Here is a 14,362-nt window from a genome sequence, read left to right as displayed (position 1 = left end):
AATTGCCCCTAATGAACTTGAAAGGGATTTTGAGGCAAGTTTGCCTAATCAGAAATGGGCTACGGATGTCACCCAGATGAACATTAAAGGCGAGAAGATTTACCTGTCTCCTATAATTGACATGTTCAATGGGGAAATCATTTCTTATAGTATTTCAAAAAGTCCAAATATGCAGATGATAGAAGAAATGTTATACGAGGCTTTTGATAAAGTGAAAGATACAAAGGGAMTTGTTTTTCATTCTGACCAAGGCTGGCAATATCAACATTACGGATATAGAAAGGCTCTGGAAAAAAATGRAATTATCCAAAGCATGTCCAGAAAAGGAAATTGCTTAGATAACGCCTTGGCCGAAAGCTTTTTTGGTATTATGAAGACAGAATTGCTGTACAGAGAGAGCTTTGAAACTGCAGAAGAATTTATCACTTCGTTAAAAGAATATATTCATTACTACAACAATAAAAGAATAAAAAACAGGTTAAATGGAAAGAGCCCGGTGGAATACCGAGCTCTCGTACAAAAAACTTAATTTTGAATCTGTCCAACTTTTTGGGGTCACACCATCCTCTGAACAGGAGCTTTTTACTATTTTATTAGTGCTTATGCACCTAATTGTACACGTTTGAAAGCAGATACTGTTAAACCTTTAGAAGTGTTATCTAAATATTTACGCACATCGATAGAACTATCTTTAACAAACTCCTGGTTTAATAAAGTACTGTCTTTGTAGAATTTATTCAATTTACCAGCAGCAATTTTCTCAACCATTTCTTCTGGTTTACCTTCTTGACGGATTACATCTTTAGCAATTTCGATTTCACGTTCGATAGTAGCAGGGTCAACACCGTCTTTATCAACAGCAACTGGGTTCATTGCAGCAATTTGCATAGCAACATCTTTACCAGCTTCAGAAATATCTACGCCATTAGCACCTTCAAATACCACTAATACACCCATTTTACCATTAGAATGGATATAAGAAACGATTTTTTCGCCAGATATATTTGCGTACTCTTGAATAACGATTTTCTCTCCGATTTTACCGGTTAGTTCAGTTATGGTTTCGGCAACTGTACGTCCATCTTCCAAAGTAATCGCTGATAATTCTTCAGTAGTAGCAGGATTGTTGGCAACTGCTGCAGCTAAAACAGCCTGAGCTAAATTACGGAAATCTTCAACTTTAGAAACTGGCTCAGTTTCACAAGCTAAAGCAACTAATTTACCATTTGTGCCATCAGCTGAAACATCGATAGATACCAGACCTTCAGAAGTAGCATTACCAGAACGAGCGGCAGATACTTTTTGACCTTTTTTACGCAATAAATCAACAGCAGCTTCGAAATCGCCATTAGCTTCTAATAATGCTTTTTTGCAATCCATCATACCAGCACCAGTTTGTTGGCGTAGTTTATTTACATCAGCGGCAGTAATTTGTACTGTAGACATTTTATTTCCTTTTTAAATTTTACAATCTTGTTATAACAATTACAGGTTACAAGTTACAAGCGCCAAGTTAAACTCATGTTAAGCCAACTTAAAACCTGAAACCAGTAACCTGCAATTAAAAAATATTACTATTCTTCTGTTTTAGTTTCTTCTGATGAAGGAGCTTCAACTTCTGCTTCAGCAGTTACCTTTTTAGTAGTTGGTCTTTTTTCACCAGCTGCTCTAGGCTCTTTTGATTCAGGTGCATCAGCTGCAACTTTCGCTGCTACTGCTTCTTTTTCAGCTTCATCATCTTTTTCGCGTTTACGCTCATCTAAACCTTCTTCAATAGCTTTGATAATTACATCAGTAATTAAAGAGATTGATTTTGTAGCATCATCATTCGCCGGGATAGGGAAATCGATGTTAGAAGGATCAGAGTTAGTATCAACCATCGCAAAAGTAGGGATGTTTAATTTTAACGCTTCAGTAACTGCGATGTGTTCTTTCTTAACATCAATTAAGAATAAAGCTGCAGGTAAACGGTTTAAATCAGCAATACCACCTAAAAGTGATTCTAATTTAATACGCTCACGTTGAATCATTAAACGCTCTTTTTTAGATAAGATCGAATAAGTACCGTCTTTAGTCATTTTATCGATGTTAGACATCTTTTTGATTGACTTGCGAACAGTAGCAAAGTTAGTTAACATACCACCTAACCAACGCTCGGTTACGAAAGGCATGTTTACTTTTTTAGCTTGTTCAGCTACGATTCCTTTTGCTTGTTTTTTTGTTGAAACAAATAATACTTTACGTCCTGATTTTACGATTTGTTTAATCGCAGCCGCAGCTTCTTCAGTTTTAGTTAAAGTTTTATTCAAATCTATAATGTGAATTCCATTACGCTCCATGAAAATGTAAGGAGCCATTTTTGGATTCCATTTACGGGTAAGGTGACCAAAGTGTACACCTGCATCCAATAAGTCTTGATAAGTTGTTCTTGCCATTGTCTTTGCCTCCTGTGATTAACGTTTACTGAATTGGAATTTCTTACGAGCTTTAGCACGTCCTGGTTTCTTACGCTCAACCATACGCATATCACGCGTCATTAGGCCTTTAGCACGTAATGCAGGTTTTTTCTCCGCATCTAGTTCAACAATCGCTTTAGCAATAGCTAAACGAACAGCTTCTGCTTGTCCTTTTACTCCACCACCCTGTACGTTTACAGTGATATCATAACGGCCTACAAGCTCAGAAACTTCTAAACTTTGGTTTACGATATATTGCAAAGGTAAAGTTGGGAAATATACTTTGTGATCTTTACCGTTAACGGTAATTGCGCCAGCACCATCTTTTAAGTAGATACGTGCAACAGCTGTTTTTCTTCTTCCTGAAGTGTTAGTAACTGACATTTCTTAAAGTTTAATGGTTTTTGGAGATTGAGCTGCATGAGGGTGAGTTTCACCAGCATACACAAAAAGATTGGTGTATAATTTTTTACCCAATTTAGTTTTCGGTAACATACCACGTACCGCTTTCTCGATTACACGTTGAGGGTGTTTCGCCATTAACTCCTTAGGAGAAATAAAACGTTGACCACCTGGATAACCAGTATAAGAAACATATTGCTTTTCGCTGAATTTGTTTCCTGTCAATTTAACCTTGTCTGCATTAATAACGATAACGTTATCTCCGCAATCTACGTGTGGGGTGTACTCAGGCTTGTTTTTACCACGGATGATCATAGCGATCTTCGATGACAAGCGCCCCAAAATCTCGCCTTGCGCATCAACAACAATCCACTGTTTGTTAACAGTTTTCGCATTGGCCGAGACAGTTTTGTAACTTAACGTATTCACTTGCTTGTATTTAATTTATTAAACAATTTATTATTCCCATTAAATTTGGGACTGCAAAGATAGATAGAATACTTTTATTATCAAATAGTTGAAGAGAAAAATTTTGATATAAAATTATCGTCATTGCGAAGAGCGCAGCGATGTGGCAATCTCAGTTGTGATTATTTAGAATGCAAAATCATTCGGTCTTGGTTGGTTTTAGTCGGGCCTTTTACTAAATTTTCTTTAACCAATAAAAGGATTGCATTTGTATTCTCCTTTAGGGAAATTGTGTGACAGAACTATTCTAGTCATTTATCAACAATTAAGCTTGCAATGATTTTTAAATATAATTTTACCAATTTTGGCATAATATAACATGCAGACACCTTAATTAAGCAGCCAATGTTCAATATATCGTTTTTATCTTCACTAGGCAAGAAAACTGAATTACAAAACATAAATGGGTGTGAGGTATTAAATTTTTGCAAAAGCATTGGCTGGCTGCAAGAGTGCAAAAATTATTATCATGCCTACCGAAGTGATGAACACATTGATTATGAGGATTACTGGTATTTAGACCTGTCGGATATCAGTAATGGGTTAAATTTAAACGTCTTTACAAATTATATTTATGAAGATAAATTGTATGAACAAAATTTAAGTTTCATAGTTACACTATCGTGGTATGAATTTGAAAAAACTGGCTGGTTCACAAAATTAATAACAGGAAAACATGAAAAAAAAGTTTGGGAAGCTAAACATGCCAACAATGTTAACGATAATGAATTAAAGGAAATTATTAAATGGTTTGTAGGTGGAGACTTGCTGAACCTTAATTCATTATTGACGATTAGTGGAGAATATCAGTTCGATGTAGATTAATTATCGGTTGGGCAAAAAATAGATTCTTTAAACCAAAATTGAATCTATAATCTTTTTGATCTTTTCTTCCCGCGCTCTATAATTACCACTGATTTGAATGTAGTTTATTCTACGTTTTTCTAGCTCTGCCTTAAAAAGCTTAAACATTTCCAGGCGCCTATCTCCAAAATCACGAAGGTGGTCGGCTACCCATTCTACATCAATATCTAGCAGGAAATATAAATCGTATTTGATTTCATTTTCAAGATCGTTTAGAATATCCGGAATCTCATTTAAATAATATCGCGAGTATATTTTTGTAGTAATTAAATCAGTATCGCAGAAAACAATCTTATTGGCACTATTGGTTTTTTCTTTTACCCTTTCGGTTTGTGCTGCCCCGATTTTGATAATGTCATCAACAGTAATATCGTTCGAGGTAATTAATTCGCGCGCAACTTCCGGAATGAAGGTAGTTTGATAATGCATAGCCATTTTTTCGGCCATTGTCGATTTTCCTGTGCTTTCTGGTCCGTAGAAACAAATCTTCTTTACAAAATATGGTCGGACTTCTTTTGGGATAAATTCCCAATATTGAAACGGATGGTTTCTGATCAGCGTTGCTGAAACGGGGATGGATTTTCTTGTCTGGTCAAATAAGATGTGTTCAGCTTGTAAATTGAAGGCAAATGGTTCTCCATAAAACTCGGAGCTAAAAAGAATATCAATTTTTGGATATACCTCCCGCATCCTGATTGCCCAAATATTTGTCCGATCATTTAAGGGGAGTGTTTCATCATCAAAATCATCAGCAATAATGGCCGGTTTGATGTTGGCTTGATCTTTAAAAATTTCCTTGATCCATTCAAAACGTAAAATTGGATCAATCTTGTCTGCAGGCGTAAAACTCATTGAAACAATCAATTCATCACAATGTGATGCCGCGAAATTAATCAATGCAATATGGCCGTTATGAATAGGCATAAACTTACCAATCACTAAACCTCTTTTCATGTCGTTTTAGCGTAGCTTCTGTATTCTTTTATCCAATGCCACAATGCAAGAGCAGCAATAATAGTGAAGATGAAATATTCTAATCCCATAAACTTAATGCCTTTTAAAAAGTACAGGTAAGTGGCTACAATATCGATAATCAGCCAGATAATCCAACATTCTACTCTTTTCTGGATCATCAGAAAAGTGGTGATTATACTCATTACAAAAATAAATGAATCCACAAAAGGATAAGCACTTGGCAGGTTGAAGAGTAGCGGAAGCCAATTATGGAGCTGACTGGCCAGGGTACCCATCAGCAATGTACCAACAATACCTATAGCCAGTAAGATTAAAAACTGCCTTACAGGCATAAAACTAATTTTAAGTTCTTTGTTTTTGTCTTCTTCTCCAGGTTTTGGATTTGTCCATCGCCACCAACCCAGAATGTTGGTTATAAAAAAGAAAGCCATCAAAAACATGTCGGGGTAGAGCTGGTTTTGGTAATATAAAAAGGCCGATAAGAATACATTAACTATGCCGGCGGGCCAGCTCCAGATACTGGCTTTTGCTGAAAGAATAACTGAAATAATCCCCGTAATCACCGCGAAGAATTCCAGATAACTCATTTTATATTCAAGAACCGTGAAAAATATACTTTTGGCATCGAAAAAATCCATCTTTTATTTTTTGAAGATCTGCAAAATGCTAATGTAAATAATTTATTTGCTGCTCTTGGTTTTCCTGTTGGCAAACAATCCAAAAATATAGCTGTTATAAGAATATCCATTGGCTGATCGCCGTATTTATTAACCACAAATTTCGTTTATGCAGTATCTCGACCAGATTTTCGGCTATCCAATCCCTTTGTTTTTTAAGAACCTAATCATTGGATTAGTAGCGATATCTCTTGGTATTTTAATCAAGTTTATCATTCACAAAACTTTCATCATGCTTTCGCGTTGGTGGGATTTTATCGTTATAAAATCGACAGTGAAGCATTTGAGGAGACCAGTTGCTATTTTTATTCCCCTATTGCTCCTTAATTTTTCGTTAACGTTGATGGAGATGGCGCCAACATATCGTATTCCAATAACAAAAATATTAGAAATTGCCCTGACGATTACTTTTGCGTTTATTTTGGTGAGGACAATCAATGTTTTGGAAGATTATTTCTATCTTAAATATGATTTAAACAAAGAAAATAACTTAAAAGAGCGAAAAATCAGAACCCAATTGCAGTTTGTCCGAAAATTTATTATTTCGCTCATTATTTTAATTGCTGTTGCTATCATTTTATTGAGTTTTGAAAGTATGCGTAAAATCGGAGCAGGGCTGCTTACCGGGGTTGGCATCGGCGGAATCATCATCGGTTTTGCCGCACAGAAGTCGCTCGGGAATTTATTGGCCGGTTTCCAGATCGCCTTTACCCAACCGATCAGGATTGATGATGTTTTAATTGTGGAAGGTGAATGGGGTAAGGTAGAGGAGATCACCTTAACCTATGTGGTGGTTAATATCTGGGATCAACGGCGGTTAATCTTGCCTATTACCTATTTTATCGAGAAGCCCTTCCAGAACTGGACCCGTGTTTCTGCTGATCTGCTTGGAACGGTTTTTTTGTATCTTGATTATACCATCCCGATTGAACCGATGCGGCAGGAATTAACCCGGCTATTGAATACTAATCCCCTTTGGGATAAACGCGTAAATGTGGTACAGGTTACCGATAGTACAAAAGATGGCGCCATCGAAGTCCGATTTCTGATGAGTGCTTCTAATTCTTCAAGGGCTTTTGATTTACGCTGCCATGTAAGGGAAGCTATGATTTCGTTCATTCAAACAAATTATCCTGAAAGCTTACCGAAGAAAAGGTTGGAGTTTGAGAAACAGTAATTTATACATGTCAGTCTGAGCCTGTCGAAGACTCCTTAAATACTTCGACAGGCTCAGTATGACAATCGATGGAAATTATTTAAACATCCCTTTCAGCTTTGCTAATTTTTCCTGCAGATCGCCGTCAGCGTCTTTGGGCTCATTACGTGGCTTGAAATTGGATTTACTGTTATTCTGTTTAAAATCTTGCTTCGGCTTCTGCTCCTTAGTCTCCCGACTCCGAACTTCCGCCTTCGAACTAACCTCAGTTTTCATCGATAGTGAGATTCTTTTGCGTGCTGCATCAACTTCCATTACCGTAACTTCTACCTTTTGGTGTACTTTAACCACATCATTCGGGTTAGCCACAAAACGGTTAGCCAGCTGACTGGTGTGAACCAAACCGTCCTGGTGTACGCCAATATCGACAAAGGCACCGAAATTGGTGATGTTGGTTACAATTCCAGGGAGCTTCATACCTACCCTTAAATCTGAAACTTCGTTCACACCATCGGTAAAGCTAAAAGCTTCAAATTGTTCACGTGGATCGCGGCCAGGTTTTGCCAGTTCTTTTAAAATATCTGTTAATGTTGGTAAGCCGATTTCATCGGTTACGTATTGCTGTGGTTTAATCTGTTTTTGCAGTTGCGTATCTTTCATTAGGGCAGAAACAGTAGTACCCAGATCTTTCGCCATTTTATCTACTACGGCATAACGTTCTGGGTGAACGCCGCTCGTATCCAAAACATTTTCTGCATTGCGGATACGTAAGAAACCTGCTGCCTGCTCGTAGGCTTTATCGCCCAAACGTGGTACTTTTTTCAAACTTTCACGGTTTTTAAAAGCACCATGCGCATTTCTATAGTCTACAATATTCTGTGCTAAAGTTGGACCCAAGCCAGAAACATAGGCTAAAATCTGCTTTGAGGCGGTGTTTAATTCAACACCTACAGCATTTACTGCACTGATTACGGTATCATCTAAACTTGCCTGTAATTTATTCTGATCAACATCATGTTGGTATTGACCAACGCCGATAGATTTCGGATCTATTTTTACCAATTCTGCCAATGGATCCATTAAACGGCGACCGATTGAAACCGCTCCACGCACGGTAATATCCTGCGTAGGGAATTCTTCTCTGGCTACTTCCGAGGCTGAATAAATAGAAGCACCGCTTTCGTTAACCATTACAATAGTGATGTGCGGTAAATTCAATGCACGAACAAAAGCTTCAGTTTCTCTTCCTGCAGTACCGTTACCAATGGCAATGGCTTCAACATTGTGTTTTTCACAAAGTTGTTGGATAGCAAATTCGGCATTTTTCACATTCCCTTGTCCGGTATGCGGATAAATGGCTGTATTCTCTAACAGTTGACCTTGTTTATCTAAACAAACAACTTTGCAGCCCGTACGGAAACCGGGATCGATAGCCAGTACATTTTTTTGTCCCATTGGGGCTGCCAATAACAATTGACGTGCATTTTCGGCAAAAACCCGGATGGCTTCTTCATCCGCTTTTTGTTTTGTGAAGACACGAAGCTCGGTTTCCATCGCTGGCTCCAACAAACGTTTATAGCCATCTTCTAAAGCCTGCTGAACCTGCTTTGAAGCGGCGTTATTGCCTAAAATAAACTGGTTCTCTAAAATGGCAATGGCATCTTCTGCTGGGGGAAGCGCATCTAATCTTAAAATCAGTTCCTTTTCGCCACGGCGCATAGCAAGAACACGGTGTGATGCAGCTGTTTTAACCGGCTCGCTCCATTCGAAGTAATCTTTATATTTAATACCTTCTTCTTCTTTTCCTTTGATCACTTCTGATTTAAAGACAGCCTTTTCCTGGAAATGTGTGCGCATTTTGGTCCGCGCCTCTACATTTTCAGAAATCATTTCGGCTATAATATCCCTTGCGCCAGCTAAAGCTTCTTCAAGTGAATTTACACCCTTCTCTGCATCAATAAATTTATCTGCTGATGCCTCTAAATCAAAAGCATTCTGCTCAAATATCTGCAAGGCCAAAGGCTCTAATCCTTTTTCTTTTGCTACCGATGCCCGGGTTTTACGCTTAGGTTTAAATGGCAGGTAAATGTCTTCTAAAAGTGAAATGGTTTCGGCTTCGTTGATTTTTTTTTCCAGTTCGGGGGTTAACTTGCCAAGCTCGGTCATCGATTTCAAAATCGCTTCCCGGCGCTTGTCTAAATCGCGCAACTGCAAAACCCGATCACGGATTGCGGCTACTTCAACCTCATCTAAACTGCCTGTGGCCTCTTTACGGTAACGCGAAATAAAGGGTACAGTTGCACCTTCATCTAACAGATTTATGGTTGCTGTTACTTGTTTTTCTGCAACTTTTAATTCGGCTGCAATTATTTTATGGTGGGTTAACATATCCTAAAGGTAAAAATTAAAGGAAGCAAAGCTAATCAGGATTTGCGGGATTTCAGGATTTTTAAAATGAAGTTTTCCACCGAAATTTGTGAGTAAGTTTTAAAAAATGGTAGATATATTTATCAACGATCGACTGATTTGCCATTTATGATCAGCCAACTGTTTGGAAAAAGTTTTAAAATCCGCTGTGTTTCCGCCTCAGTAATTTTCCCATCTAAATTCAAGCTTCTGATCTTGATTTTACTAAGTTCATCAGGGATAACGATGTTTTTAGTGAACTTGATCCTAAGTGAACCAATACTTTCCAACTTATACAAGGCTTTCGGAATTTCATTGATATTGCTCATTGAAAGATCATCGGCATGGGTTTTATTATCGAAAACAGAAGTTTCAGAAGGAGCACTGTTTTTATTAATGATCGCCCAGCTCATTTCTGGTTTCATAGTAAAGTCTTTATTGTTCTGAGAAAGGCCGATAAAGCCCGCCCAGATTTCCATATTGTTTGATGTATGGTGCTCATCATCTTTTAGAATAAATGGAACTTTTACAATTTCAGAAGCCAAATTGTTTACGCTCGTAATCGGCTTTAAACCTGTTTTATTTCCTTCTTTGGTATAAGGGAAAAACTTTACAATCCATCCATCGATTGTATTTACGGTTCCGTATTTCTTTTCGGTATGGTATTTTACCATGTTCATCCAGAAATCCTTATTTACTTTTCCTTTTTTAGCCGCTATGATTTCTTCGATAATCGGGATGAGCTCGTTTGTCCACCAGTCTAATTTATACTGAGAGAGATATTTTGTTTTCTCCAGTAATTTTTTCCAGTCCTGAGTGGTGCCTTCAATGGTTATTTTTGGGATGCCGCAGCCAATCATAATCACCTTAAATTCGAAATAAGATTTTACGGTTTCCATAATCGTAACCTGGCTCACAATCTTCGAAGTGGGAGTGGTGGTGCTGAAATCGGAGGTCAAAACACCCACCAGTTTTTTGCCGGTATAATCGTTAATCTGCTCATTAAATTGCGGAAAAATTGAAACCCAATCTGATTGAGGATTACCGAGCTGGATTTTATCTGAAATAATAGTCAAGGTTTTTCTATCCTCAAAGTTTACCATCTGCGACCTGAGTTCTTCTGCATTTTGAGTGATATGCCGGGCAAAACCCTGACTGATCAATAACCATAAAATATCGGGAGAGATCACAAACGGCCTGTGATCTATATATGAATTTAAAATGCCCGTTAGGAAAGGGTGCTCACCATAATAAACCAAACTGTCGGGTAGATTTTCAACATTTCTTTCTACATCTGCTTTCAATACTTTGAGTATTTCCGAAGTAGAAACAACAGGAATAAGTTTTGCTGGTTTCGAAAGTGTTTCAATCTCTACAGCTGTTGCTTTCTGGCAAAATGATTTGGTAGAGATAAAGAGGACTAAGAGTAAAAGTATTTTTTTCATCTGGTTGGCGTCGATTTAGTAAGGTTTTACTAAACTGATGCTTTTTTGAACTGTTTTCCATAATTATACCTCCATTTTCCCAGATAGGAAACCAGAACTATTATGATTTCTTCTTTTTCACTTTCTCTAAATCTCTTTCTGCTTTAAACTTGGTGATTCTAGTAATCAGACCTAAAGGTAAAGGTTTGTCTAAAGGAAACTGAACAGCTCCTTTGCTCCATTTATACTGGGTAAATTCTTCTTTAAATGCTTCAATTCCTGAACCAGTTGGATAAAAGCCAATGTGTTTAGCATAGCCGGCAAAATAAACGAGCACCGTGTTTTGTTTAAAGGCGGGCATCCCATAACTGATTACTTCTTTGGCTTCTGGTACGGCTTTGTGTATAGTTTCACGGATTTGCTGCAATAGCTTTTGCATTTCTATTGGGAAATTAGCAATGTATTGATCAATGTTTTCTGGTTTGGGTTGTTCCATGGTCGGTGGTTTTGTAAGCTGAATTTACAAAATTTCTTAAAAACCTATTCGCTGATCTGAATATCGTATTTCTGTAAAAGGCCTGCGATGCCCGATTTCGAGAATCTTGCTTTTTTAATCCTATTGTTATCCGGATCGATGGAATAGTTGTATGCGGTCCTAAAATCTGCTTTTTCGATAATGGTCCTATCAAAAGTTGCGTTTAATAAATCGCAGTTATCGAGTATTGCGCTGGTTAAGTCGCATTCGGAAAAATCTACCTCGTGCAATTGTGAATTTTTGAAGTTCGTTTTCTTAAGCTTCAGTTTGTAGAAAGAGGAATGGCCTAGTTTACAATTACCGAAAGAGAATGCCAGCCCAAAATCATTGCAGTTTTCGAACCTTAATCCGAGCATTTTACAGTCTTGAAAGTTTATATCAATAAATGAGGTTTTGGTAAGGTTTACCAGACTTAAGTTACAGGAGATAAATTCGCAGTCTAAAAGCTTAACGCCGCTTAAATCTGAACTGGAGAAATCACAATTGATGAATTTACAGTTTTCGTATTCTGCTTTTGGGAGTGCCCGTAAGGTAAAATCGGCTTTTTCGAAGGTTTGATCGGCTATGTATTCGGACATGGAAGGAGTTTCTTTGTGCGACGAATATAAAAATTATCACGGATTTTTTTTGCTTTGAGCAGGAAACGGAATTGTGTTTCTTATACAGGCCATGGTTCACTAAACCTGAAAGAAATGGAAATACTTTTTGGTATGTCCTACAGGAAAGATTGCTTCGTCGTTCCTCCTCGCAGTGAAGATAAATGGATTAGGTAACCGGCCAAAAAGATTGCAATGAATGGCGGGGCTGATGAAACCGAAGGATTACTGAACATAAATTTTCGAATATTTGCCAGGGAAACACAGAGGACACGGAAAAGGGGAAGTAAAAAAATCCCCCAAATTGCTTTGGAGGATTTATATCTTTTATCTTCGACTAAGCTCAGACTACATTTGTAATTACTTTTTAACGTACATTACTTCTTTTACCGCTTTAACTACACGCTCAGCATTTGGTAAGCTTGCTGCGATTAAAGTTGGGGAGTATGGAAGTGGAACGTCGGCACAGGTGATACGTAAAACCGGTGCATCTAAATAATCGAATGCATGTTTTTGTACCATGAAAGCAATCTCTCCAGAAAGAGATGCCAAAGGCCATGCCTCTTCTACAACAACCAAACGGTTTGTTTTCTTAACAGAAGCGATGATGGTATCGTAATCGATAGGACGTACAGTACGTAAATCGATCACTTCAACATTGATTCCTTCTTTAGTTAATTCTTCTACAGCTGGGTTTACAACGCGAGTTAGCATTTTGCCGAAGGTTACGATGGTTACATCAGTACCTTGTTTGGTTATGTTTGCTTTTCCTAATTCGATATAGTACTCTTCTGCAGGAACATCGCCTTTATCGCCGTACATTACTTCAGACTCCATAAAAATAACTGGATCCTGATCTATAATTGATTGTTTTAATAATCCTTTTGCATCGTAAGGAGTAGCTGGAACTACCACTTTTAATCCTGGTGTATTTGCAAACCAGTTTTCGAAGTTTTGAGAGTGTTGCGCACCTAATTGACCTGCGTTACCTGTTGGGCCGCGGAAAACCATAGGGCATGAGAACTGACCACCGCTCATTGATAAAATTTTAGCAGCTCCGTTGATAATCTGGTCAATAGCTACTAATGAGAAGTTAAAAGTCATAAATTCCACAATTGGAATAAGGCCTGCTGTTGCTGCACCAGTTGCAATACCTGCGAAACCTAGTTCGGCAATCGGGGTATCGATAATGCGTTTCGCACCAAACTCGTCAAGCATACCCTGACTTACTTTGTACGCACCGTTATATTCTGCTACTTCTTCACCTAATAAAAAAACGCGGTCATCTTTACGCATTTCTTCGCTCATGGCTTCGCGTAGTGCTTCTCTAAATTGGATTTCTCTCATTGTAAATTTTAATAACGGTGGCAAATATAATTATTAATCGCTTTGAAACCAAAGGCTAAAATGCCTATGTTTTGTAATAATTATAGGCAATCTGCCTAATTATTCAGGCTTTTTGATGCTGTATTTTTTGTTTATCTGTTAAAAGAAGAAATAATATTGGGCAATTGTGTTTTTGATTAGCTTAATGTATCAAAGCTTGTGCTTTTTCCGAAATATCGTCTTTAAAATGAAATATTGCTGCTATTGTTTAAGATAGAAAACTAGCACATAATGGATCTCTCCACTACGGAGATGATGACCATTTTTTTTAAAGCCTGTCATTTTTTGCCATGATTTAATGATTTGGGTTTAATAAGCCATAAATCTCACTATCGAGAAACTGGCCTCTAAAATAATAATCTTGTTTAAAATGTGCTTCTTTTACAAATCCGTGTTTGATCAGCATTTGTCTTGAAGCATCGTTTTCTACATTAATGTTGGCACTGATGGTGTGTAGATTAACCTCTTCAAAGCCAAATGCAATTGATCTCTTTAATGCTTCGGAAATAATTCCTTTTCTCCAATAATCGGGATGAAGCATGTAACCAATTTCAGCCCTGTGGTTAGCAAAATCTGTCCGCCAATAACCTACAGATCCGATCATTTGCTCAGGATTTTCTTTTAATGCGATTACCCAGGCCAGGTTATCGCCATTTTCGTAACCATTTCTAAAACGTGAGATAAAATCTTTGATCTCAAAAATATCTTTGGGTCTTTCCCTATCAATGTATTTCATTACCGTTTCATTGGTACGCATGGCAAAAAGAGCTTCGGCATCAGCAAGATCGTGTTCGCGGAGAATTAAACGTTCAGTTTCGAGTATGGGAAATTTTGTGAAATTTAAGGTTAGCATTTTTAAATTTAAGAGATTAACCGCAAGCACGCAAAGTTTTTCGCAAAGCACACAAAGTTTTGTTTTACCACAGCGCATACGGAGATTTTCACGGAGGACACGAAGTCGATATTTTTCAATCCTCCTCTGAGTACTCTGTGGCTTACTTTGTGTGCTCTGTGGTT

15 protein-coding genes are annotated in these 14,362 nt (G+C 37.7%); 3 read left to right on the top strand and 12 right to left on the bottom strand.

The genetic code is table 11. The features are described from left to right. Window positions 1-529, top strand: a 529-nt coding sequence (locus EYS08_RS22775; RefSeq protein ID WP_165456541.1) for an IS3 family transposase, incomplete at its 5' end; no start/stop codon positions are given. A 71-nt stretch (window positions 530-600) separates the two neighbouring features. Here EYS08_RS22775 and tsf read toward each other — a convergent pair. From tsf to rplM, 4 genes are all read right to left on the bottom strand, one after another. Next, window positions 601-1,446 carry a translation elongation factor Ts gene (tsf, locus tag EYS08_RS22770; protein ID WP_131032242.1) on the bottom strand — a complete coding sequence of 282 codons (846 nt, stop codon included), beginning with the start codon at window positions 1,444-1,446 and terminating at the stop codon, window positions 601-603. A gap of 128 nt (window positions 1,447-1,574) precedes the next feature. Continuing rightward, complete coding sequence (rpsB, locus tag EYS08_RS22765; protein ID WP_029279074.1) at window positions 1,575-2,435, bottom strand: 30S ribosomal protein S2; 861 nt, start codon at window positions 2,433-2,435, stop codon at window positions 1,575-1,577. 18 nt (window positions 2,436-2,453) lie between these two features. After that, on the bottom strand, window positions 2,454-2,840 hold the full coding sequence (gene rpsI, locus EYS08_RS22760; protein ID WP_029279076.1) for a 30S ribosomal protein S9: 387 nt from the start codon (window positions 2,838-2,840) through the stop codon (window positions 2,454-2,456). Window positions 2,841-2,843: 3 nt separating this feature from the next. After that, window positions 2,844-3,287 (bottom strand): 50S ribosomal protein L13, encoded by a 444-nt coding sequence (gene rplM, locus EYS08_RS22755; protein ID WP_010602007.1) that lies wholly within the window; start codon window positions 3,285-3,287, stop codon window positions 2,844-2,846. Window positions 3,288-3,671: 384 nt separating this feature from the next. Here rplM and EYS08_RS22750 point away from each other — a divergent pair, with 384 nt between their 5' ends. Next, the gene (locus EYS08_RS22750) at window positions 3,672-4,151 is read left to right on the top strand and encodes a hypothetical protein (RefSeq protein WP_131032241.1); all 480 of its coding nucleotides are present in this window, start codon (window positions 3,672-3,674) and stop codon (window positions 4,149-4,151) included. 27 nt (window positions 4,152-4,178) lie between these two features. Here the strand turns inward: EYS08_RS22750 and EYS08_RS22745 are convergent, their stop codons facing one another. Both EYS08_RS22745 and pnuC read right to left on the bottom strand, forming a co-directional pair. Then, a complete protein-coding gene (locus EYS08_RS22745) occupies window positions 4,179-5,144 on the bottom strand; it encodes an AAA family ATPase (RefSeq protein WP_131032240.1) in 966 nt (321 codons plus the stop codon). After that, complete coding sequence (gene pnuC / locus EYS08_RS22740; protein ID WP_131032239.1) at window positions 5,141-5,803, bottom strand: nicotinamide riboside transporter PnuC; 663 nt, start codon at window positions 5,801-5,803, stop codon at window positions 5,141-5,143. The genes EYS08_RS22745 and pnuC overlap by 4 nt, the downstream gene beginning before the upstream one ends. Window positions 5,804-5,951: 148 nt before the next feature. Here pnuC and EYS08_RS22735 point away from each other — a divergent pair, with 148 nt between their 5' ends. Beyond that, the gene (locus EYS08_RS22735) at window positions 5,952-7,019 is read left to right on the top strand and encodes a mechanosensitive ion channel family protein (RefSeq protein WP_131032238.1); all 1,068 of its coding nucleotides are present in this window, start codon (window positions 5,952-5,954) and stop codon (window positions 7,017-7,019) included. Window positions 7,020-7,094: 75 nt separating this feature from the next. On the opposite strand, the gene EYS08_RS22730 is transcribed toward EYS08_RS22735, so the two are convergent. From EYS08_RS22730 to EYS08_RS22705, 6 genes are all read right to left on the bottom strand, one after another. Next, the gene (locus tag EYS08_RS22730; protein ID WP_131032237.1) at window positions 7,095-9,386 is read right to left on the bottom strand and encodes a Tex family protein; all 2,292 of its coding nucleotides are present in this window, start codon (window positions 9,384-9,386) and stop codon (window positions 7,095-7,097) included. Between the two features lie 122 nt (window positions 9,387-9,508). Beyond that, on the bottom strand, window positions 9,509-10,849 hold the full coding sequence (locus EYS08_RS22725; RefSeq protein WP_131032236.1) for a DUF4419 domain-containing protein: 1,341 nt from the start codon (window positions 10,847-10,849) through the stop codon (window positions 9,509-9,511). 100 nt (window positions 10,850-10,949) lie between these two features. Further along, window positions 10,950-11,324 carry an iron chaperone gene (locus EYS08_RS22720; protein WP_131032235.1) on the bottom strand — a complete coding sequence of 125 codons (375 nt, stop codon included), beginning with the start codon at window positions 11,322-11,324 and terminating at the stop codon, window positions 10,950-10,952. A 44-nt stretch (window positions 11,325-11,368) separates the two neighbouring features. Further along, the gene (locus tag EYS08_RS22715) at window positions 11,369-11,941 is read right to left on the bottom strand and encodes a pentapeptide repeat-containing protein (RefSeq protein WP_131032234.1); all 573 of its coding nucleotides are present in this window, start codon (window positions 11,939-11,941) and stop codon (window positions 11,369-11,371) included. A gap of 378 nt (window positions 11,942-12,319) precedes the next feature. Then, on the bottom strand, window positions 12,320-13,306 hold the full coding sequence (locus EYS08_RS22710; RefSeq protein ID WP_131032233.1) for a pyruvate dehydrogenase complex E1 component subunit beta: 987 nt from the start codon (window positions 13,304-13,306) through the stop codon (window positions 12,320-12,322). A 334-nt stretch (window positions 13,307-13,640) separates the two neighbouring features. Beyond that, the gene (locus EYS08_RS22705; RefSeq protein WP_131032232.1) at window positions 13,641-14,198 is read right to left on the bottom strand and encodes a GNAT family N-acetyltransferase; all 558 of its coding nucleotides are present in this window, start codon (window positions 14,196-14,198) and stop codon (window positions 13,641-13,643) included. Between the last annotated feature and the right edge of the window lie 164 nt (window positions 14,199-14,362).

This window comes from Pedobacter kyonggii, from assembly GCF_004310665.1.
In the GTDB taxonomy this organism is placed as follows: Bacteria; Bacteroidota; Bacteroidia; order Sphingobacteriales; family Sphingobacteriaceae; genus Pedobacter; species Pedobacter kyonggii.
Note: the sequence above shows the minus strand (reverse complement) of the source record. Positions and strands in the feature narration are given on the sequence as shown.

What these genes read in the sequence shown, in the direction of transcription:
- tsf (WP_131032242.1), bottom strand. Translation starts at nt 1,446, where the DNA reads ATGTCTACAGTACAAATTACTGCCGCTGATGTAAATAAACTACGCCAA.
- rpsB (WP_029279074.1), bottom strand. Translation starts at nt 2,435, where the DNA reads ATGGCAAGAACAACTTATCAAGACTTATTGGATGCAGGTGTACACTTT.
- rpsI (WP_029279076.1), bottom strand. Translation starts at nt 2,840, where the DNA reads ATGTCAGTTACTAACACTTCAGGAAGAAGAAAAACAGCTGTTGCACGT.
- EYS08_RS22750 (WP_131032241.1), top strand. Translation starts at nt 3,672, where the DNA reads ATGTTCAATATATCGTTTTTATCTTCACTAGGCAAGAAAACTGAATTA.
- EYS08_RS22745 (WP_131032240.1), bottom strand. Translation starts at nt 5,144, where the DNA reads ATGAAAAGAGGTTTAGTGATTGGTAAGTTTATGCCTATTCATAACGGC.
- pnuC (WP_131032239.1), bottom strand. Translation starts at nt 5,803, where the DNA reads ATGGATTTTTTCGATGCCAAAAGTATATTTTTCACGGTTCTTGAATAT.
- EYS08_RS22735 (WP_131032238.1), top strand. Translation starts at nt 5,952, where the DNA reads ATGCAGTATCTCGACCAGATTTTCGGCTATCCAATCCCTTTGTTTTTT.
- EYS08_RS22730 (WP_131032237.1), bottom strand. Translation starts at nt 9,386, where the DNA reads ATGTTAACCCACCATAAAATAATTGCAGCCGAATTAAAAGTTGCAGAA.
- EYS08_RS22725 (WP_131032236.1), bottom strand. Translation starts at nt 10,849, where the DNA reads ATGAAAAAAATACTTTTACTCTTAGTCCTCTTTATCTCTACCAAATCA.
- EYS08_RS22720 (WP_131032235.1), bottom strand. Translation starts at nt 11,324, where the DNA reads ATGGAACAACCCAAACCAGAAAACATTGATCAATACATTGCTAATTTC.
- EYS08_RS22715 (WP_131032234.1), bottom strand. Translation starts at nt 11,941, where the DNA reads ATGTCCGAATACATAGCCGATCAAACCTTCGAAAAAGCCGATTTTACC.
- EYS08_RS22710 (WP_131032233.1), bottom strand. Translation starts at nt 13,306, where the DNA reads ATGAGAGAAATCCAATTTAGAGAAGCACTACGCGAAGCCATGAGCGAA.
- EYS08_RS22705 (WP_131032232.1), bottom strand. Translation starts at nt 14,198, where the DNA reads ATGCTAACCTTAAATTTCACAAAATTTCCCATACTCGAAACTGAACGT.